At 47.8% G+C, this 21,521-nt stretch carries 11 protein-coding genes; 10 read left to right on the forward strand and 1 reads right to left on the reverse strand.

What is annotated here, in order from left to right:
• The first annotated feature begins 293 nt into the window (after positions 1 to 293).
• The 4 genes from AC0YNW_RS05040 to AC0YNW_RS05055 all read left to right on the forward strand — a co-directional run bounded on the left by AC0YNW_RS05040 (position 294) and on the right by AC0YNW_RS05055 (position 9,227).
• Positions 294 to 1,262: a copper amine oxidase N-terminal domain-containing protein gene (locus AC0YNW_RS05040; RefSeq protein ID WP_475830983.1), complete on the forward strand. Its 969-nt coding sequence runs from the start codon at positions 294 to 296 to the stop codon at positions 1,260 to 1,262.
• A complete protein-coding gene (locus AC0YNW_RS05045; protein WP_475830984.1) occupies positions 1,259 to 3,469 on the forward strand; it encodes a hypothetical protein in 2,211 nt (736 codons plus the stop codon). Before AC0YNW_RS05040 ends, AC0YNW_RS05045 begins: the two co-directional genes overlap by 4 nt.
• A gap of 1,456 nt (positions 3,470 to 4,925) precedes the next feature.
• Entirely contained in the window at positions 4,926 to 8,336 is a 3,411-nt protein-coding gene (locus AC0YNW_RS05050; RefSeq protein WP_475830985.1) for a fibronectin type III domain-containing protein, read from the forward strand.
• A 270-nt stretch (positions 8,337 to 8,606) separates the two neighbouring features.
• On the forward strand, positions 8,607 to 9,227 hold the full coding sequence (locus AC0YNW_RS05055) for a rhomboid family intramembrane serine protease (RefSeq protein ID WP_475830986.1): 621 nt from the start codon (positions 8,607 to 8,609) through the stop codon (positions 9,225 to 9,227).
• Positions 9,228 to 9,351: 124 nt separating this feature from the next.
• Here the strand turns inward: AC0YNW_RS05055 and AC0YNW_RS05060 are convergent, their stop codons facing one another.
• On the reverse strand, positions 9,352 to 9,789 hold the full coding sequence (locus tag AC0YNW_RS05060) for a CBS domain-containing protein (protein ID WP_475830987.1): 438 nt from the start codon (positions 9,787 to 9,789) through the stop codon (positions 9,352 to 9,354).
• Positions 9,790 to 10,199: 410 nt separating this feature from the next.
• Between AC0YNW_RS05060 and AC0YNW_RS05065 the strand changes: the two genes are divergently transcribed.
• The 6 genes from AC0YNW_RS05065 to metE all read left to right on the forward strand — a co-directional run bounded on the left by AC0YNW_RS05065 (position 10,200) and on the right by metE (position 21,377).
• A complete protein-coding gene (locus AC0YNW_RS05065; protein WP_475830988.1) occupies positions 10,200 to 14,081 on the forward strand; it encodes a CARDB domain-containing protein in 3,882 nt (1,293 codons plus the stop codon).
• A 182-nt stretch (positions 14,082 to 14,263) separates the two neighbouring features.
• Entirely contained in the window at positions 14,264 to 15,043 is a 780-nt protein-coding gene (locus tag AC0YNW_RS05070) for a GNAT family N-acetyltransferase (protein WP_475830989.1), read from the forward strand.
• A gap of 141 nt (positions 15,044 to 15,184) precedes the next feature.
• Positions 15,185 to 16,453, forward strand: a complete 1,269-nt coding sequence (ligD, locus tag AC0YNW_RS05075; protein WP_475830990.1) for a DNA ligase D — start codon at positions 15,185 to 15,187, stop codon at positions 16,451 to 16,453.
• 156 nt (positions 16,454 to 16,609) lie between these two features.
• Positions 16,610 to 17,680 (forward strand): undecaprenyldiphospho-muramoylpentapeptide beta-N-acetylglucosaminyltransferase, encoded by a 1,071-nt coding sequence (locus AC0YNW_RS05080; protein WP_475830991.1) that lies wholly within the window; start codon positions 16,610 to 16,612, stop codon positions 17,678 to 17,680.
• Positions 17,681 to 18,047: 367 nt separating this feature from the next.
• Positions 18,048 to 18,950, forward strand: a complete 903-nt coding sequence (locus tag AC0YNW_RS05085; RefSeq protein ID WP_387475102.1) for a LysR family transcriptional regulator — start codon at positions 18,048 to 18,050, stop codon at positions 18,948 to 18,950.
• Between the two features lie 141 nt (positions 18,951 to 19,091).
• Positions 19,092 to 21,377 (forward strand): 5-methyltetrahydropteroyltriglutamate--homocysteine S-methyltransferase, encoded by a 2,286-nt coding sequence (gene metE, locus AC0YNW_RS05090; protein WP_475830992.1) that lies wholly within the window; start codon positions 19,092 to 19,094, stop codon positions 21,375 to 21,377.
• The last annotated feature ends 144 nt before the right edge of the window (positions 21,378 to 21,521 follow it).

Raw genomic sequence — 21,521 nt, forward strand, 5'->3', positions numbered from 1 at the left:
GATACACTATCGACAAATTTCTCCAAAAGTGTTACGATATCGTCAATGAATATCTACTAAGTCGATTTCGGAAGCACCGAGCGGATAGGGATTAATTTTCCTATGTGTTTGGTGCTTTTTTGCGTCTATGATGAGCGCTTTGTAGATTTGGTAGAGATTAAATATGAGAGAATTTGCGCTGATGATTGACAATGATGGAACAATATGTCGATATATAAGGGTCAGTGGTTTTCTCTTAGGCGTAACATGCGAGGTTGAGAGCATATATCATTTTAACGATTGGAGTGTATGACATGAAAAAGATGACGTATGTAGTAGCTTTTTTCCTATTAATGAGCGTACTGATGGTTCCCGCTGCAGGTGCCGCAGGCAAGGTGCCGCAAATCAAGATTAACGGAACCGTATTCGTGACACCCGCTGGAGAGCCTCAGCCTTATATTAATAAAGATTATCGCACAATGGGTTCGGTACGTCTGGTCGGTAACGCACTTGGCGTGCTTGATGACCATATCGAGTGGGATGACCAAGCCCGTACGGTGACCATGGAGAAAAACAAGACGGTCATCGTCATTACAGTAGGGCAGCAGGAACTCAGTGTGAATGGTAAGACGGTTACCATGGACACAGTTGCGGAGTTGAAGAACGGACGTGTGTTTATACCGTTGCGTTTTATCGCAGAGTCTCTTGGAGCTAAGATTGATTTTGATGATAAGACGAGGACGGTTTTGATTACGTCGGATGATCCTTCGGTGGGGAAGCATAATTTGAGTGCATTTAAGGAATTGAAGGTTGTCACGAATTTCCCTATTGTACTGGAGGCTGGTGGTTTGAAGTTAACTGTACATGATGCCTATTTATACAAAGCGGACTCAAAGGAAGTAAAAGACTTGCACAATAAGTATAAGTTGCAGTATTTTGACCGTGCAAAGTATATTGTACAGAGCAAAGTCACATTAGAAAACACTTCAAAGAAAGATATTAAGCAGGATGGGGTAGATATTCACCCGAAAGTCGAGTTTTTCTCTGCCACTAATGAAACGTCCGGATTGTTTCTTAGTACTGGATCAATTAAATACGGTTCTATGAACAACACAGAGGTGCTATACGGATGGAAACTTAAACCAGGAGAATCTATAACGAGTACCATTGTTCAAATTGATTTATTTAGTGAGAAACCATTTAGAACTTTAGCTGTTAACTTGAACTATAACAATGTTTCATCAATAGAGACGATAGCGCTTGGAAGTGATTTAGCAAAATGAAGAAAATAGTTAGCATAACTATCTTACTAAGTAGTCTGCCGTCATTATTATTTTTATCACCAACTGCTACTGCCAATACAAACCTACAAAGCACATACCTTATTAAAGAACATTCCTCAGATAACGAGCCGCAAATTGAGATAGTTATGGATTGGCCTTCTGAAGCTGGAACAATAATCCCTTCTGGATATTCATTTAAAGGAAAGGGGAAAATTATTTCATTTACGTCTGATCCGAACACTAGGACTATAAAAGTCGTTTTATCTGGAGAAAAAAGATCAGTTAAAGAGATAGTGAAGGGTTATCAAAATGCATCAGGTGGAAGTGGAGTCAATTTTCATAAATCTCCTGGTAATGCATTCTGCAGATACAGTGACGGTAGAAAGTGGCAGATCAATAGTTTTAGTACAGACACGCATTTCCAATACAGAAAAGATTATTTCCGCGAAGAATCGGCTTCATTGCCAACGTATTCTCCACCCTATGCACAAATGTCCGAAATAGTAGGTTATATGAATATAGACCTGAACAATCATCCGGCAGTTTGGTTAAATAGCAAAGGAGAAACAGTCGATGCAAAAAATGTAAAGAAGAACTCTATTATAATTCCGCCTAAGACTCATACATCTTTAATGAAGTCGTATACTGCTTTAGGATTGAAAGACTATGATCCTAAAAAGCCAAGACTTGCACTTCAATATAAAGCGGAATTTTATGAGTTTTCAGACATAAATCAAATCCCAGCATCAAATCCAGCCTTTTACACGGGCCACGCGCAATGTTACGGTTATCCATTCAGCCTACAATACTATCTTCAAGGGGAAGCTGAATACGATGCATACAGCTACGGCGGTACAATCACATTTAATTACGCCAAAACTGCAACAGCGTATATTACAGGAGAAGTACAATCTGATCCTAATAGCGTTCGCTTCGAGAACAAGGATGTAAAGGTTAAGGTTACCATTAATGCTGAAATATCAGACATTAAAGATACTGGAGCAATTGATTACTACGATGTGTATTTAAACAACGAGCTTGGTGATCAAAAGTTTGAAGCCAAAGCGATTCCTGCAAACAGAAATATGAAAATCAGTAGGACGTTTGATTTTGTCATACCGGCCTCTAGGATGACAAACAAGAACTCACATGATGAAGTGTATGTTGGGCGTGTAAGAGCTTGTTATAAACCTAGTTCCTACTATGTTGATCCTGTAAACGGTAAATGTATGGACACGGGCAAAATTCATGCTTCCACCAATGTGTACAAGGAGAAAGCGCCTGACCCGCCTGTTAAGGGCATGGGGCCTGTCGCCATTATCAATGCGCCAACCGAGGTCATGCTTGGTGACGATATCACGCTTGATGGTACAAGCTCCTACGATCCGGACGGCACAATCGAAAAGTATGTATGGAATACGCCGAATGCGATCGGCATTCTTGTCGATGTTCCCGCTGGAGAAGTCTACTACAACAAACTTGGCCCACAGAAAGTACAGCTTTGTGTTTGGGATAATGACGGTGAACGAGACTGTGCGCAGCATAGTCTAGTCGTTACAGAACCATTCGTTAAGGCCAATATCTTTCAGTCGGGAACGCTTAAAGAAAATCGAAAAGTCACTTTTTCCGAATTTTCTTTTACCTCATCACGTTATCCGGTTGTCGAAAGTAAAACCAAATGGACAATTAAATCGTTGTATGACGATATTCCTCAGAGCATGATCAAGTATAGCGGCAGTTTAAATGGCAGGAGCAGCTTTGATGTGCTATTTAAGCAACCTGGGGATTATATCGTTAGTATCAGTGTCGAAAATACGGCTGGTTACAAGGACACCACTTCGCGCATTGTGACCATTAAACCCGACCTGCCGCCTGTTACGGTCATATCGGCTGAGTCCATGATTGAATACCGGGATCCCAAACATATGAATAGAGCGAAGTTTGTATTAAAAGACAACTCTTATTCACCAGATGGAGACATTGTTGCCTGGGGAAAATGGTATGTGATCTTTGACGCTAATAATGACGGAATATTCAGAGAACAGCGAAAGCTGATTTATGAAGGCGATGTAAAGGAAGTTATCTATTATGCCGATCATGTCGGAAAATATCAATTTCATAAAGAAACGATAGAAGAATTTGGTCAGGAGACTATTCCGGTTTTTGTTACGGCTGATGACCGTCGTCGAAGCCAAACATGGGAATGAAGGAGATCATATGTACAAACCACTTGCCCAAGAGGGCCTGAATAAACGCAGGCCCTTTTCTTTTACACTCATACTGATATGGTTATTAATAATTACGCTTTTTTTGCCTTCCGTAAGCGCGAGCCCTATAGATACAGAGGTCAAGAACTTAGCTCCATTCGTCGACTTCGAAGTGAAGGAAAAGAAGAAAGTAGACGTAATTGTGGATGTAGGCAACACCAAGTATAAAAAGAATGAGGTGCAGAGTCGGGTGAACGAGTTGCTCATCCCAGCCCTGCAAGCATCTGGCGTCGATTATAACGTCATAGTCGACGAGTCTAACGAAGGGAATAATGCTATCTATTTTACAGGTAGTAATGGACAGCCTGGTAGTCGCACTTCGGATTTATATAAATACGATTTGATTACGGATGAAACTTCTTTAGTCGTAGCAGGAGCCGTAGAAGCTGGAGGCATGGTTTTACCTAATGGTTTGATCCTAATAAACTATCATCAGGGTTATATGGGGGTACTAGATCCTCAAAGTAAATTTTTTAATTCCGTACCCAATACGACAGAATCTTATGGCGATTGGGTAGTTGCACCGGATGGTAATATCTATGTTTTAACCGGCGGTCATCCGATTTGGTCAGGAACCTATCGTATAAATTGGCAAAATTATAAAGTTGATCCGAATGCTAGTTACAATAAAGTCACTTTTCCGGACTCTGAGAGGATAGTCTCTCAGTCACCATCTGAAAATTCAAAGAACCTAATTATGGGCAAAAACAATTATTATTATCAGTATCACTTCTGGAACGAAACGAGTAAAAGCTTATATGTTCTAAAAAACTACCGGACACCACAACAGCAACAGATATCTTTAGGAAGTTCGAATGTAGATAAATCGATGCAGCTATCGCGCGATGGTTTATTTTTTTGGTCGGTAAAAACACCGGGAAATTCATCATCCACGTACGATATATGGGTTTACAACCAAGAAGATGATTCTAAGACCAAGATTCTAGAGAAATTGCCTTATATCTATGATTTTCGGGCTCTGGATGATGGTCGGTTATTATTGATGTGGCCAAAAGAGGTGTTTGTTGACTTCACCAGAACATATTGGATTATGGAGGATGTTTACGATCCCAACTCTCTTCGTCCAATTTCGTTTCAGTATCCTGGTTCATCCAACATAGTAAGTATAAACAGTATCCAAGGCTCAAATGTTATTTACAGCCATGGGGATGATAGAACCGGTTACGGCCTTAGAATACTAAATGTGGATACAGGTGAGGAAAAGAAAATTGCTAACTTTAGACTCAATAGTATTCTGAGATATCCTCATTGGTACAATTCGAACACTCGTACGATCCAAGATATTATCGCTGAAGCTCCATTGCGGCCTGATGCTGAAAAAATTTATGTGCGTGTAGACGATATTTCGCTGAACACCATTGCCCGAGCAAGTGGCATGGGCGAAATTGCGGCATTGCTCACGCAACACAATATGTCCTTCATCGGACTTGGTACAACATCCAATCAGGATCAAATCTATAGGCTGCTGGAGAACATCGGCCACAACGGAACCTTTTTGAATAACGGGAACTTGAAAACGGCTTTCTCCGATCTCAGCAGCTTCATCACCGACCGGAGAGAAGTCAACTTGCATGTGATTATCGGTGACACGCCTTATACCGAGCAGGAGATCCGCAATCGATTCAACCAACGCCTAATTGACCTGCGGCTTGCGAACATTCGCGTGAACATGCAGGTCATCAAGGCAGATCGGAAGAACCTGCAGGAGCTGCTATACCTGGCTCATTGGGATTACAACAAGAACAACTATATTGCCTATGTCCATAGTCCGTTGATGCCAGCTCTGGACGATGAACTGGTCTATGACGATACAATTACAACATTGAAAGAGTATAACGCTCACTTCTTAGGCATTGGCAGCATGACGAATCGAACGACTCTCAATAACATCGTCGCTTCTAACAACAAATTGGGAGCCTTCTATGACAACATTAATTTAGTTTCTGCTGTCACGAGCACGATGAACTACATCAAGAGTACGGCGATTACGAATGTGAAAAAGCTAACTAACTATATCGTACTGAATGCAGATCCAGTCACAGGGGAGTATTCATCAGAAATTACCGTTCAGACGTATTACGAGGATGCCGAATCCGATCCGAAGCGAACGGAACGCTGGCGAACCACGCATGACCCGAATATTTACGAGAACAACATGGGGATGCTCGAAGGGACAGGCCAATATACGCTGGAGCCGATCAAGTATTTTACGAAGGTCGGCATGTATGAAATCGTAGCCCAAGTACAAGACAATCCCTCTACGAATCCGCTATTTGATGAATATCGTCAGTGGAGCAAGGATTCACTTTCGCGAATGGTTGTGTACGTGCATCGTGCGCCTGTAGCCGACTTCAAGGCCATAGTCGATCCAACTCGCAAGCTAACGGTTACAGACCTATCCTATGACCTTGATCGTTATTCTTATCCCGATCGAGGCGTTATTCAAAAGGTATGGAAGTGGAAGCGCGTAGACGATGCCGGTTGGACAGACGGCCAAGCGCCAAGCGTGCTAAATCCGAACACAGACTATCTTATTTCCTTAAGAGTCAAGGACTTGGACGGCGCGTGGTCGCCGGAGACGATTCGTTTCGTATCCACGAATCCATTTAACAGGCCGCCGGTTGCGCTCTTTACGATCGACAACAAAACAATATCCTTAAACGGTACGGCGACGTTCTTGGACCAATCTTATGACCCGGACAACGATCCGATCGGGCAAAGGGTATGGACGGTGAAGAAAGGCAGCGTACAGCTTTATCAGGGTTCCAACAAACCGTCAAGCACGCTCATTAAACAGTATGCAGCGCAGCAAGGTTTACCGGCTCTTGGCAAATACACCATCACGCTCCGCGTAAAGGATCACCCGCGCGTGGCAGAGCCTTTGTGGTCTAATACACATACGGACTTTATGGATATTGTGAACGATCCGCCAATTGCACAGTTCGATCCGCTAGAGCCGGTTTATCGGGACGATCTGAACAGGGCCTTTAACCGAACGGTTAACCCGGACCGGGACGGCGATCCTGTCAGCTATCAATGGACGCTCATTTATGGCTCTAAGGAATTTGCAATGGGAACAACCAAGGACTTGTCATTCCGGATCCGCGATCGAGGACTTGGCAAAGCGGCGGTCGGCACATGGATGCTTCAGCTCAAAGCTTCCGACCCGCATGGAGCTTCGACCTACGAAACCCATTCCTTCGATGTGCTCAACCATGCACCGGTATCGGCCATAACGAGCGGCACCTGGACAGGCTATATCTATGAGCCTTATACGTACACGGCTACACGAACAGATAAGGACACGGAAGACGTTGCCAGCCTGAAGTCTTACTGGAAGCTTACGGCACCAGACGGCCAGATTCGATCGTTTGATAAGCAAAATATATCGATCACTTTTGAGCAAAAAGGTAAGTACCTGCTTGAGAATTGGGCAATCGATCAACTGGGCGCGGTGAGTGAAATTGAATCGAGAGAAATCCATATCGTCAATCAAAAGCCGATCCCTGGATTTACAATGATGCCAACGCCTGCCTTTATCGATACGATTGTAAGGATTACCAGCACAGCAACGGATATGGATGGTTATATTGACAAGCATCAATACTTTGTAACGCCGCCAAATGGTGCACAGGGGCCCTATACGCAGCTGGCCGACTTTGATCGCGTCTTTGCCTCAATCGGACAATGGCATATTCGTCAAATTGTTACAGACAATGATGGAGCGACTGCAGAGATTACACTAAACTTAATGGTTCATAATCGACCGCCAAGCGTTGTGATCACAACGCCAAGCGGCGCAACAAACGCGACAGCCACCGAGTTCAATACTTTAACGCCACGTATCATTTGGCAGATGAGCGATCCGGACGGCCATACCGGACAACGGTATCGATTGCAGATCAAGCGCGAGAATGGAGCGCTCATCTATGATACTCAATCGGTTACGGCGTCGAGGAATTACCATGACGTACCATCAAGTGCAGGGCTTGCAGAACATACAAGATACCGGGCAGAGGTGCAAGTGTATGACGGATATGATTGGAGCCCATATTCAGCGCCAAAATACTTCTATATCGTATTGAACCGACCGCCGACAGGCGATTTCGATTGGTCACCTCAGCCTATCTATGAAGGAGATACGGTGACTTTCAAAACTAATGTCAGCGATGAAGACAAGGATGTATTGTCCATTCAGTACGAGCTCACCAGTCCCTCAGGCACTAAGCTTCCTTACAGCTATACCTTCAATCATCCTTATCCTGCTAACGGGCCTGTTGTACGATTAAACCAGCTCGGGACTTGGTCGATGAAGTTAACAGTTAGCGACGGGAAAGCAGCTCCTGTCATCGTTACGAAAACATTACAAGTATTGCCGCTAGGCGTTACCGGGGCGGTGAAGCATACGGAACTGTGGAATGAGCATCGCCAAGCCTTTAATATGAAGCAATCCGGCAATAAGGAGTCGCCGCGCGGTTACCATGTATTCTGGGCAGGAGAGAAGTTTATTCTCGAAGCGGGCACGACAGCTACGGGAACAGCCACAAGAGCGGAACGCGTTGAGGTAACGATGGGTACGTTCCGGACAGAGCTGAGGGCATCCGGGAATATCCATGCCAGATGGAAAGGCGAACTATGGGATTCAACCTTCGAGAACCTGCCGGACGGCACGCTAACTTTCGTTTTTATGGCACATTACAACAATGGAACGGTGAAGAGAGAGGAGATTGACGTCCAAATCGGGGGCAATATGAATGGCTATCTCCAAGTTCATCGTGTAAAGTGATGGGCACATGCTCATTCTAAGGTTTGATACCGCCGCTCAAAAAATTAGCTATTAAGTTAGCCTGCACAACTATATGATCACGTCAACATAAGAAGCCCCGCTTGAATAGCGGGTTTCAATGTCCTTGGGATGGGTATTCTTGTCTGCATTCATTTGAACAGTTTATTCAGTTTGAACTATAATGGACAGTACACACCTGATCGAATGACCATGCTGCATGGGAATGACAACATCATACGCGTATGTGAGCGAGAAGAGGACGGTTGGCTTATGTTTCTAAGAAGAGAAAGTTTACGGGAGTATATGAGGCTGTATCCGGTGATCAGCATCATTATTGTAATTAATCTGGTTATGTTTGGCCTATTGGAATTGTCGGGAGGCTCTACGCAAGTCGAGACGCTGTACCGATTCGGCGCAATGTTCGGCGGAGGGGCGATAGAGCCGGAGCTATGGCGCTACATCACCTCGATGTTTCTGCACATTGGCTTTATGCATTTGCTTATGAACAGCTTCTCGCTATACGTTTTTGCGGCACCGCTGGAGAGGATGCTGGGTGTGTGGAAATTCGCCGTGCTCTACTTGGCCTCCGGTATTGTAGGCAATATCTTCAGTTATTTCCTGCATCATGATTTGTATATCGGGGCGGGGGCATCGGGAGGAATCTATGGCATCTACGGCGCGTACTTGTTCCTGTCGCTCTTCAGAAAAGATGTACTGGATGCGGATAGCTCCAAGACGGTCACGATTATTCTTATTGTCGGTATTGTATACTCCATAATTGTACCGAATGTGGATTTGTATGCCCATGTGGGGGGATTCGTTGGCGGATTCGTATTCATGGCGATTCTTAGTACAATTATTAAAAGAAGAGCAAGGCGTAATGGCATGTAACAAGCAGGGCAGCCTGCATTTATTTTCAGAGAGAGCCGCATGTATGACGTTGCGGTTCTTAAAAACAAGGAGCTCCAAGCGCAAGCGCGCAAGGAGCTCCTTGTTTTCGTTGTCACGACAGATGCTATTGCAAATAATGATGTTCCTCGGAAATTTCACTTAACGCGATACCGGCATCGCGTCCGGTTGTGCTGCCGAGCGACAGATCGCCAAGCGTAATAATACCAACCAGATTGCCGTCTTCCACCACAGGGAGCCTGCGAATTTGATGCTGAGCCATCAAATCTGCTGCAGCTTCTGCATCTTGATCCGGCGAGATGGTAATCAAAGAACCGCTCATGACGTCCTGCACCGGACAGGAGCCCGGACGTTTCTGCGCATACCCCCGAAGCACCAAGTCACGGTCAGTTACGACTCCGATAATTTTCTTGTGGTCTTCTGTCTCGACGACCGGTACGAATCCGGTATCATTCTCAGCCATTATGACTGCAATTTCATGGACATTGTCTTGCAGGGTTACCGTTTTACATTCGGTAGACATTAAATCCCGTACAGCTTTCATGAACATAGCTCCTTTGTTTCGATTCAACTATTGAGACATCCATGATCCCCCAATGGCAATAGGGTGCATCAGGAACGCTCATATTATCCTTCGAGGTACAAGTAGATAAGCTTAATGTCCGCGCTTTCCATGTTTATTGAAATGCACAGGAATTACTTCTAAACATAGGAAATAAATGTTGATCATCTTGGAAACGCATACATTTTCCGTAGAAATGCTTCTATAGCTTCGACGAATCCATTTCTATAATGAAAATGTATGGCAAGCAAGGCGGTGCCTGCTACTTGTCTGAAGGGAGGAGGAGAAGGATGGATATAGCGATACCGTGAACCCAATAAGTTGTAATCGCTTTCAAACCTAGACATAGGCTTCACCCTTTCTCGCATCTAAAAAAATGGAGGAGGAATAAAATGCGGACCAAGTATGTTGCATGGTCGCTTGTTGCAGCCTTGCTATTAACAACATTGTTCCAATCGATTGGACCGGGCGAACCGGCGGAAGCAGCAGGAGGGCCTAATCTGACGCTAGGCAAAAACATAACGGCAAGCGGCCAATCTCAAACCTATAGCCCGAATCATGTAAAAGACAGCAATCAAGGGACGTATTGGGAAAGTACGAATAACGCATTCCCGCAATGGATTCAAGTGGACCTCGGAGCAAGCACAAGCATCGATCAGATTGTGCTGAAGCTTCCGGCGAACTGGGAGACACGGACGCAGACGCTCGCCATTCAAGGCAGCACGAATGGATCGACCTATTCGACGCTCGTCGGTTCTTCGAACTATGTGTTTAATCCGTCTGTAGCGGGCAACTCCGTTACGATCAACTTTGATGCCACAAGCACACGGTATGTCCGCCTGCAAGTGACGAACAATTCAGGCTGGCCTGCGGCACAGCTATCCGAATTCGAAATCTATGGCGCAAGCGGACCGACACCAACGCCTACTGCGACTCCGCAGCCGACAGGCTCGTATCAAGCGGAAGCGGCTGCCTTATCCGGCGGAGCCAAAGTGAATACGGATCATACCGGTTACTCCGGAACGGGTTTCGTCGACGGCTATTGGACTCAAGGGGCGTCTACAACCTTTACCGTTCAAGCGCAAGCGGGCGGCAATCATAATGTGACGCTGAAATACGCCAATGCGAGCGGCAGCGACAAGACGCTTAGTCTCTATGTGAACGGCACGAAGCTGCGGCAAACCAGCCTGCCTAATCTCGCCAACTGGGATACATGGGGCAACAAGGTGGAGAGCGTCAATCTGAATGCAGGAACGAACACCATCGCATACAAATATGATTCAGGCGATTCCGGCAACGTTAATCTTGATCAAATTACTGTAGAGGCGGCCAGCTCAACGCCAACTCCGACATCCACGCCAACGCCAACACCGACACCAACACCGACACCAACACCGACACCAACACCAACACCAACAATAACACCGACTATAACGCCAACCGCGACGCCAACGCCGCCTCCGGGCAGCAATATTGCGATCGGCAAGTCCATTACTGCATCCTCCAGCACATTCACATTTGTGGCTGCTAATGCCAATGACAACAGCACCGACACGTATTGGGAGGGAGGCAGCAATCCAAGTACGCTGACGCTTGACTTGGGAGCGAACCATGACATTACGTCCATTGTGCTTAAGTTGAATCCATCGACGGCATGGAGCTCGCGCAACCAGACGATTCAAGTACTGGGACATAACCAGGCTGCTACGACGTTCAGCAATCTGGTATCGGCTCAGTCTTATTCATTTAACCCTGCGACCGGCAATACAGTGACGATTCCGGTTACAGCAACCGTGAAGCGTCTGCAATTGAACTTCACGGCGAATTCCGGCGCGCCAGCCGGACAAGTGGCTGAATTCCAGGTTTTCGGTACAGCATCAGCGAACCCGGACCTGGTTATTACGGGCATGTCCTGGTCGCCGGCATCTCCGATTGAGACCAATGCCATTACGCTAAATGCTACAGTCAAAAACAACGGCACAGCTCCTTCGGGAGCCACGACTGTGAATTTCTACCTGAACAACACACTAGCGGGCTCTGCGCCAGTTAGCGGGCTTGCAGCAGGGGCATCGACCACGGTGTCGCTGAATGCAGGCAATCGGACTGCGGCATCTTATTCCGTTCATGCGAAGGTGGATGAGAACAATTCAGTCATCGAACTGAATGAATCCAATAACAGCTACACTCATTCTACACCGCTTGTAGTTGCGCCAGTCGCGAGCTCCGATCTGGTCGGTACGGTATCCTGGACGCCAAGCAATCCGGTAGCGGGCAATACTGTGTCATTGACTGTCAATTTGAAGAACCAAGGCAATATGGCTTCAACTGGCGGCGCCCATGGCATTACAGTAGCCCTGAAAAATCCGGCGGGTTCCACACTTCAAACGTTTAGCGGATCTTATAACGGCGTACTTGCTGCAGGTGCATCCGCAAACGTGACATTGCCCGGGACTTGGACAGCAACACCAGGCAACTATACATTGACCACTACGATTGCAGCCGATGGTAATGAATTGCCAATTAAACAATCCAATAATGTCAGCAACACGAACCTGGTTGTCTACTCCCAGCGCGGAGCCAGCATGCCATATACCCGTTACGACACGGATGACGCCACGAGAGGCGGCGGAGCTGCTTTGCAATCCGCGCCTACATTCGATCAAGCGTTGACCGCATCGGAAGCTTCGGGGCAACGTTATATCTCCCTTCCATCGAACGGCTCCTATGCTCAGTGGACGATTCGGCCGGGAGAGGGCGGGGACGGCGTAACGATGAGATTCACGATGCCGGATTCGGCTAATGGCATGGGCTTGAACGGATCGCTGGATGTGTATGTCAATGGTGTCAAAGCCAAGACGGTGCCGCTCACATCTTATTACAGCTGGCAATACTTCTCCAGCGATCATCCGGCCGATACGCCGGCTGGCGGCCGTCCGCTCTTCCGGTTCGACGAGGTTCACTGGAAGATGGATACGCCTTTGCAGCCGGGAGACACCATTCGCATTCAGAAATCCAATGCTGACAGTCTGGAGTACGGCGTAGACTTCCTGGAGATCGAATCCGTACCGACGGCTATTGCCCGACCGGCAAATTCGGTATCCGTTACCGACTTCGGTGCGGTCGCGAATGACGGCCAAGACGATCTTGCAGCATTCGAAGCTGCAGTGGAGGCGGCTGTCTCATCCGGCAAAATCCTGTACATTCCTGCCGGTACGTTCCATCTGGGCAATATGTGGAAGGTAGGTAGCGTAGCCAACAAAATCAATAACATCACCATTATGGGTGCGGGCATCTGGCATACGAATATCCAGTTTACGAACCCGAATCAGGCATCAGGCGGCATTTCATTCCGCGTGACTGGCCAGCTGGATTTCAGCCACATTTATATGAACTCCAATCTGCGCTCACGTTATGGGGAGCAAGCGATCTACAAGGGCTTCATGGATAACTTCGGCACCAACTCCAAGGTGCACAACGTATGGGTAGAGCATTTTGAATGCGGCTTCTGGGTAGGCGATTATGCTCATACACCGGCAATTATAGCAAGCGGTCTGATTATCGAGAACAGTCGTATCCGCAACAACCTAGCGGACGGGGTTAACTTCGCGCAAGGCACCAGCAATTCCACTGTACGCAACAGCAGCATTCGCAATAACGGCGATGACGGTCTGGCTGTATGGACGAGTAACGTAAATGCTGCGCCTGCAGGCGTGAACAACACGTTCTCCTACAATACAATCGAGAACAACTGGCGTGCAGCGGCTATCGCTTTCTTCGGCGGCAGCGGTCACAAAGCGACCCATAATCTGATCGTCGACACGGTCGGCGGCTCAGCGATCCGAATGAATACGGTATTCCCGGGGTATCACTTCCAGAACAATACCGGTATTCTGTTCTCGGATACGACCATTATTAACAGCGGCACCAGCAAAGATCTATACAATGGCGAACGCGGGGCGATCGATCTGGAAGCGTCCAATGATCCGATCAAAAACGTGACGTTCACGAACATCGATATCCTCAACACGCAGCGCAGCGCTATTCAGTTTGGCTACGGCGGCGGCTTCGAGAATATCGTATTCAACAATATTAATATTAACGGCACTGGCAAGGACGGCATCTTGACCTCGCGCTTCACGTCACCGCATCCTGGTGCTGCCATCTACACGTATACAGGCAATGGCTCCGCAACATTCAATAACTTGACGACGAATGACATTGCGCATCCGAACGTGTACTTGATTCAAAACGGATTCAATCTGACCATTCAGTAATCAAGCGGGAACGGAAAGAGGAAGGGCTCATCAGAGCCCTTCCTCTTTCGATTGTATGGGAAGCTATATTCTCTTACCGGACTATGGTTAAATGAAAGTAACCGCTATTGTCGTCATTCTGTTTCTCGCGGCAGATGAAGAGACGATAGCATTCATCAAGCAATACGTTAAGGAGAAGACTTATGATTCGATTATTATCACCCGAGGAGATGGATGCCATCTTGGCTGTCATGGACAGAGAGAGGCACTTTTTATACTACTCTTATCTTACTGCGCGCAGAGCACGTACGGTTCAAGTTGGTCATTACTCCGCGAATGGAGAACTGCTAGGCGTGCTGGCTTATTTGAGAGGCATGCCCTTTCATGCCTTTTCCGTCTATCCGGTGCATGAATCCTTCCGATTGAAGCCGCTTATGATCGACATGTTAGAGAGGTTGAAGTTGCCGCAAGAGGCGGTCGGGAGTTGTATGGTGAATGCGGAAGACAAGCACTTGTTGGAAGAGCAGCTGGAAATCATAAGCCCCGCTACTCCGATTATACTGATGAAGCATCGTCACCCGGAGGCGCTTCCGCCGGTTGATGAGCAAGTTGTTCGTCTTGAGCCGGAGAGCTACAACCGGATCGAATCGAGGCTGGCTGAATGGAACACGATGGCATTTACCAGGGAAGAGCTGCAGTATCCTTTTTACGGTATATGGGCGGGTCAGGAGCTTATCGCTCTGGGGGGCTATCATATTTACTCAGAGGACTATGTGGAACTGGGCAATATCGGCACGGATGCGAGCTGGCGAAATCGTGGATATGGCAGGAAGATATGCGCACAGCTGACACGTACGGGCTACGCGATTAGCGAGCACATTTATTTGAACGTTGTCGAGGATAATAAAACCGCGATTCGCCTATACCAATCCTTGGGATATGAGACCGTATGCCATCAATACATCGTACCATTTAAGCTGTAAACGATAGAAAGTGGAGAAAAGTCAGTATCCGTAGAAGCAGAGCCTCGGCTACCTTTGTTACTGCCATGTCATCTGGATATTCACAGCGGGAATGGACAAGCTATTGCCAAATGAAGCCAGATGAAAGGCGGGCATCAGCAAATGGGCAGCGGTCTTCTCCAACCATTCCCCAAGCGAAGGCAAAGGGAACGGTATAAAGGCATATTTTTCATATTGGGGCTGAATGCAGCAACGGATTCCTTTGCGGTGGGGCTGTACGAAGGTCGCACAATCGTACCGATGGGAGCCTTCCTTCGTGGCTTGAATGCAAGGGACAAAGAAACATTGAGGCAGACCATTCAGCAAAATCAAATTCAGTCTGAAGGAGCGTTCATAGCTGTCGCACCGGCCATCTGTGTCGAGTTATCCTTCCAGACCGTCGAGCAGCGCGAGCTGATCGATCCGGCTTTTATCTCGTTTCAGCTGGCCGTACCTTCTGCGGAATGCACTTGGGATAAGCTCATCAGGGATAATACGATCGTCCACTCCGAGGTTCGGATTACGCATCCCGAGAAGCTGGTATGGAAGGAGCTTCATATCGACAAAGAGGGCTATCTTGCCTATCTCATTCAAATCTCGCCTTATATGCTGCCGTTTCTGCAGAACCGGACATTAACGCTAATCCGCTATCCGCAAGGGATACCGGGGGAATCGTTTTTCCAGAAGGATTGCCCTGATTATGCGCCTTCCTTCATTGCTACCGAGCGAGAAGGCGACAAATCGTATATCGTCTGCAATGATTTGTCCACGTTATGCTGGCTTGGCAATCAACTGGCGATCGAATATCATATTCCGTTTCAAGCGATTGGAAACGATCGCCCGCTAGAAATTGTGCTTGATCTGGACCCGCCAAGCCGTGAGAAGTTCCAGTTGGCGGTGAAAGCGGCTACGGAGATGAAACGCATTTTCGATTCGTTCGGAATTATCAGCTTTCCCAAGATTTCAGGCGGAAAAGGTCTGCAAATTCATATCCCGGTATCATCGAACAGCCAGTTGACGTATGACGATGCCAGAGTGTTTACGTCCTTTTTAGCGAATTATTTGGTCGAGCAGTTTCCGGACGATTTTACCATTGAGCGATTGAAGAAGAACCGGGGCGGAAGATTGTACATCGACTACATTCAGCATGCTGCGGGCAAAACGATCATCAGTCCTTACTCGACGCGCGGGAACGAAGATGCGACTGTCGCCACACCGCTTTATTGGGAGGAGGTTAATGAGCAGTTATCGGTACGAACCTTTAATATTCCGTATGTTCTGGATCGACTTACTCGCGTAGCCTGTCCGATGAGCGATTTTTTCAAGCAGGAGAACAAAGGACTCGAACAGGTCATTGCCAAGCTGAAGGAGCGGAGCATCGTCCGCTCATGACGGTCTGCCGGATGGGGATGAAACCTCTAATCTTGCATGCCAACCGCAAGTATTGCGGTTTTTTGGTATGCCATGCAGCAGGATATCGCTGAACTTCTGTGCAACAATGATCGCCAATCGAGTATAATGGGTTAAAAATCTTAGTCGGGTGACGGTATGAAAAATATTATTTTTACAGGGGGCGGGTCTGCGGGCCACGTCACTGTGAACATCGCTTTAATACCGAAGCTTGCGGAGAAGGGCTGGTCTACAACCTATATCGGGTCGAGTGACGGCATTGAAAGACGGCTTGTCTCCGAGCTTCCGCAGGTCAGCTATTATCCTATATCCACAGGCAAGCTTAGAAGGTATCTATCCTGGCAAAACGTGAAGGACCCGTTCCGAGTAGTCAAAGGTATCTTCCAAGCCTACCGGATTATAAAACAGGAAAAGCCCGATGTTGTGTTCTCCAAAGGCGGGTTCGTCTCCGTGCCGGTTGTCATGGCGGCATGGATGAATAAAGTACCTGTGATTATTCATGAATCTGATATTACCCCGGGACTTGCGAACAGGCTGGCCAGCCCGTTCGCTACGGTCATATGCACGACCTTTCCGGAGACTGCGCAGGCGATCGGAGAGAAGAAGAGCCGTTATGTAGGAGCTGTAATCCGCGAGAGTTTAAAGAAAGGCTGCGCGGAGCGCGGACGGTCGTTCACCGGACTGCCGGATAACGGTAAGCCGTCGCTTCTAATTATGGGCGGGAGTCTGGGGGCCCGGCGAATCAATGAAGCTGTGCGCCAAGCCTTGCCAGAGCTAACGAAGGCGTATCAGATCATTCATATATGCGGGAAGGGCCAACTGGATCAGAAGGTTGTGAGTTCGGAGTATCGCCAATATGAATATGTGAATGAGCAACTGCCCGATATATTGGCCATGAGCGATTTTGTTATTTCGCGGGCAGGCTCCAATTCGATCTTTGAGTTTCTATCTTTAAGGAAGCCGATGCTTCTTATTCCGCTTACCAAGCAACAGAGCAGAGGCGATCAGCTTCTGAATGCGGCATCGTTCGAGCGAAGCGGGTATTGCAAAGTGCTGCTTGAAGAGAAACTAAATTCGGAATCGCTGCTGGCATCCGTGCAAGACATCTCCCGCAACAAACAAACCTATCTACGCAGCATGAATCGCTATGATGCACAAGATGCGTTGACGACCGTCTATAAGATCATTATTGAGACCGCAAAAGGCTAACAGAGGGCAATCATACGAAGCCCCTCGATCATTCTGTCGTGCGGCTTGACGGTTCCATTCGCTTCATGTAAAGTAATGTGAATTAACTTGGGATTGAGGAAGCATTGGAGCATGCCCGAAATGTAGTGTCCCTTGGCAACGGGTATTGAGAAGGGCAGTTCTCTCTTCTAGGTCATAAGCCCTGACTTCTGGAATGGAAGCAAGTCGCAAATTCCGCCCTATTCGTCGTCCCATCCTGCAATGAACCGCGAGTGATCGCGGTTTTTTTGATTGCGAATGAAAGGGGATCGTCTGTTGCGTCTGTTATTAGGTATAATAGGAGACATATAAGTTCATGGCATACGCACGAAAAGAGGAGGCCTATTCTTTGACTCTGCAGCAGTTGAAATATGTGATAGAAGTGGCCAATCGAGGCTCCATTAATGAAGCGGCCAAGCGGCTGTTCATCTCCCAGCCCAGCTTGTCCAATGCGATTAAGGATCTGGAAGAGGAAATGAACATTTCGATCTTCGAGCGTACCAATAAAGGCATCTCGCTCTCCAAGGAAGGCGCGGAATTTCTCAGCTATGCCCGGCAGGTGGTGGAGCAAGCCGAATTGCTAGAGAGCCGCTATCTGAATGCGAAGCCTTCTCCGCAGCACTTCTCGGTATCCACCCAGCACTATGCCTTTGCTGTTAATGCATTCGTAAGCTTGGTGCAGGAGTACGGCCAGGACGAATACGAGCTGGCTCTGCGCGAGACCAAAACCTATGAGATTATCGAGGACGTCAAGAGCATGCGCAGCGAGATCGGCATTCTGTATTTGAATGAGTTTAACGGGAAAGTAATCAACAAGCTGCTGAAGTCGGCCAATCTTCAGTTCACCAGCCTGTTCACGGCGAAGCCGCATATTTTTGTCAGCATTAAAAATCCGTTAGCAAAACAATCCAGCGTTAAAATAGAAGATCTGCAGCCTTACCCGAATCTGTCATTCGATCAAGGCGAATATAACTCGTTCCACTTTTCCGAGGAAATTCTAAGTACACTGATTCATAAGAAGAGCATTCGGGTGAACGACAGGGCGACGCTGTTCAACCTTCTCATTGGCTTGAACGGATATACGATCTCTACAGGCGTGCTCAGCTCCGATCTGAATGGCAACGAGATTATCCCGGTCCCGCTGGATGTCAATGAAAGCATTAATGTAGGTTGGATATCCCATAAGAACGTAGCTTTGTCCAAGCTAGGCACGTCATATGTCGAGGCGCTGAAGCAAGCAATAGGGCAATAGCCATTCGCTAACGGGGCTGTCAACCCCTATGCGCTTTGTTATAGCTATTGGCTATAACTAGTCATAGTATAATCCAGTTATGCTATATCCATAAATCCATGTTATCTTTCTTGTAACAATTCATTTAGGGGTGTTGCGAGAATGGTGAAGAGCAGTGTATTGGGATATCCGCGCATCGGAGCGGATCGTGAGTGGAAGAAGGCGCTTGAGGCATTCTGGGGAGGCAAGCTGGAGGAATCGGCATTCGAGAGCCAGCTTCAAGATATCCGGTTGAATCACCTGCGCAAGCAGAAGGAACAAGGCATCGACCTTATTCCAGTAAATGACTTCAGCTATTATGATCATATCCTGGATACAGCGGCAATGTTCGGCATTGTGCCGAAGAGATTCCCTTACGAGGGCGGCGCTGTACCGCTTTCGGTATACTACGGCATGGCTCGTGGTACGAAGGAAGCGACTGCAAGTGAAATGACGAAATGGTTCAATACGAACTATCATTATATTGTGCCTGAGCTGGATGGCGCTACGCCTGCCCTGACGGAGAACAAGCCGCTGAACGCTTACCGTGAAGCGAAGGAGAAGCTGGGCATTGAAGGCAAGCCGGTCATTGTAGGCCCGCTTACCTTCCTGAAGCTGTCGAAAGGTTATGAAGCTTCCGAGACAGACGCATGGTTGGATCGCTTGGTTCCGCTGTATCTGCAAGTTCTGACAGAGCTGGCGCAGGAAGGCGTACAGTGGGTTCAGATCGATGAGCCGATTCTGGTTACAAATGTGGATGAGGCGGATATTCAGCGTCTTAGCAGCATTTATGAGACGATCAACAGGGCTGTTCCTGGTTTGAACATTTTGCTGCAAACCTACTTCGAATCGGTCGACAACTATGAAGCGATCGTTCAGCTTCCGGTTCAAGGCATTGGCCTTGACTTCGTGCACGGCTTGAAGGGCAATCTTGCAGCGATCAAGCAGTTCGGCTTCCCGTCGGACAAGGTGCTGGGTGCCGGCATTATCGACGGCCGCGGCATTTGGAAAGCGTCGCTTCGCGAGAAGCTGGCACTGGCACAGGAGCTGGCTGGACTCGTGTCCCCAGACCGATTGATCGTACAATCCTCTTGCAGCTTGCTGCATGTGCCGGTAACGGTAAGCAAGGAAGCGAAGCTTCTGCCTGAGCTGAAAGGCGCCCTTGCTTTTGCAGACGAGAAGCTAGTCGAGCTTGTATTGCTGACGAAAGCTTTGACTTCCGGAGAAGCTTCAATTGCCGGGGAAATCGCACAATGCGACAAAGATTTACTTGCCCTTAGTGAGTCCAGCCAGCGCAACCGCAATGATGTGAAGCAAGCAGTTGCGGCCATTAGCGCAGGCGAGCCAAGCCGTGTGCCGTTCGCGGAGCGTCATGTTGCGCAGCAGAACAAGTGGCAGCTTCCTATTCTGCCTACGACAACGATCGGCAGCTTCCCGCAATCCGCAGAGGTTCGCAAAGCTCGTCAGCTGTGGCGTAAGGGAGAATGGAGCGAGGCTCAATACGAAGCATTTATCCAAGAGCAAATCGACCTTTGGATTAAGCTTCAAGAGGAAATCGGACTTGACGTTCTGGTGCACGGCGAGTTTGAGCGTACAGATATGGTAGAATTCTTCGGTGAGAAGCTGGCCGGCTTTGCGTTCACGCAATATGGCTGGGTTCAATCCTATGGCTCCCGCTGCGTGAAGCCGCCAATCATCTTCGGTGATGTGGCATTCGAGCAAGCGATGACCGTTGAAGAGACGAAGTATGCGCAATCGAAGACAGCGCGCCCTGTCAAAGGCATGCTTACAGGTCCGATTACGATCATGAACTGGTCGTTCGTACGAGACGATATTACACGCGAGCAGATTGCTTATCAGCTGGCTTATGCGCTTAGACAAGAAGTAGAAGCGCTTGAGCAAGCAGGCATCGGCATGATCCAGGTGGATGAGCCGGCTGTCCGTGAAGGCTTGCCGCTGAAAGAAGAGGATCAGGCCGCTTACTTGGCATGGTCGGTCAAGGCATTCCGCTTGACGACGGCTACAGTACAGCCTGAGACACAAATTCATACGCATATGTGCTATTGCGAATTCCATGACATGATCGGTTCTATCGAAGCGATGGATGCGGACGTTATCTCCATCGAGACTTCCCGCAGCCATGGCGAGCTGATTCACAGCTTCGAGGAGAACACGTATGAGCTGGGCATCGGTCTTGGCGTATACGACATTCACAGCCCGCGCGTTCCTGGTGTTGGCGAGATGACCAATATGATCGACCGCGCGCTGCGCGTACTTGATCCGAAGCTGTTCTGGATCAACCCGGACTGCGGTCTGAAGACACGCGGCCAGGAAGAGACAGTAGCATCCTTGCGCAACATGGTAGAAGCTACCCAGATTGCTCGCGAGAAGCATGCCGTACAGGCATAATACAAGTTCTATTCATCAGATAAAGAGAACGATTGGATAGGGTTCATATAGAGGAGCAGACGCTTGGGCGTTCTGTTCCTTTTTTTATTTCCTTTTAACCGTAAATAATGATAGCTTTATCTCATCCTTCACACGAAAACGGCT

It is taken from the genome of Paenibacillus sp. J31R120 (assembly GCF_056269225.1).

Bases quoted from the DNA above. Each gene is read 5' to 3' on its own strand.
- AC0YNW_RS05055 (WP_475830986.1), top strand. From the start codon at position 8,607: ATGTTTCTAAGAAGAGAAAGTTTACGGGAGTATATGAGGCTGTATCCG.
- ligD (WP_475830990.1), top strand. From the start codon at position 15,185: ATGGGCAGCGGTCTTCTCCAACCATTCCCCAAGCGAAGGCAAAGGGAA.
- AC0YNW_RS05040 (WP_475830983.1), top strand. From the start codon at position 294: ATGAAAAAGATGACGTATGTAGTAGCTTTTTTCCTATTAATGAGCGTA.
- AC0YNW_RS05060 (WP_475830987.1), bottom strand. From the start codon at position 9,789: ATGAAAGCTGTACGGGATTTAATGTCTACCGAATGTAAAACGGTAACC.
- AC0YNW_RS05065 (WP_475830988.1), top strand. From the start codon at position 10,200: ATGCGGACCAAGTATGTTGCATGGTCGCTTGTTGCAGCCTTGCTATTA.
- AC0YNW_RS05045 (WP_475830984.1), top strand. From the start codon at position 1,259: ATGAAGAAAATAGTTAGCATAACTATCTTACTAAGTAGTCTGCCGTCA.
- AC0YNW_RS05070 (WP_475830989.1), top strand. From the start codon at position 14,264: ATGATTCGATTATTATCACCCGAGGAGATGGATGCCATCTTGGCTGTC.
- metE (WP_475830992.1), top strand. From the start codon at position 19,092: ATGGTGAAGAGCAGTGTATTGGGATATCCGCGCATCGGAGCGGATCGT.
- AC0YNW_RS05050 (WP_475830985.1), top strand. From the start codon at position 4,926: ATGGGCGAAATTGCGGCATTGCTCACGCAACACAATATGTCCTTCATC.
- AC0YNW_RS05080 (WP_475830991.1), top strand. From the start codon at position 16,610: ATGAAAAATATTATTTTTACAGGGGGCGGGTCTGCGGGCCACGTCACT.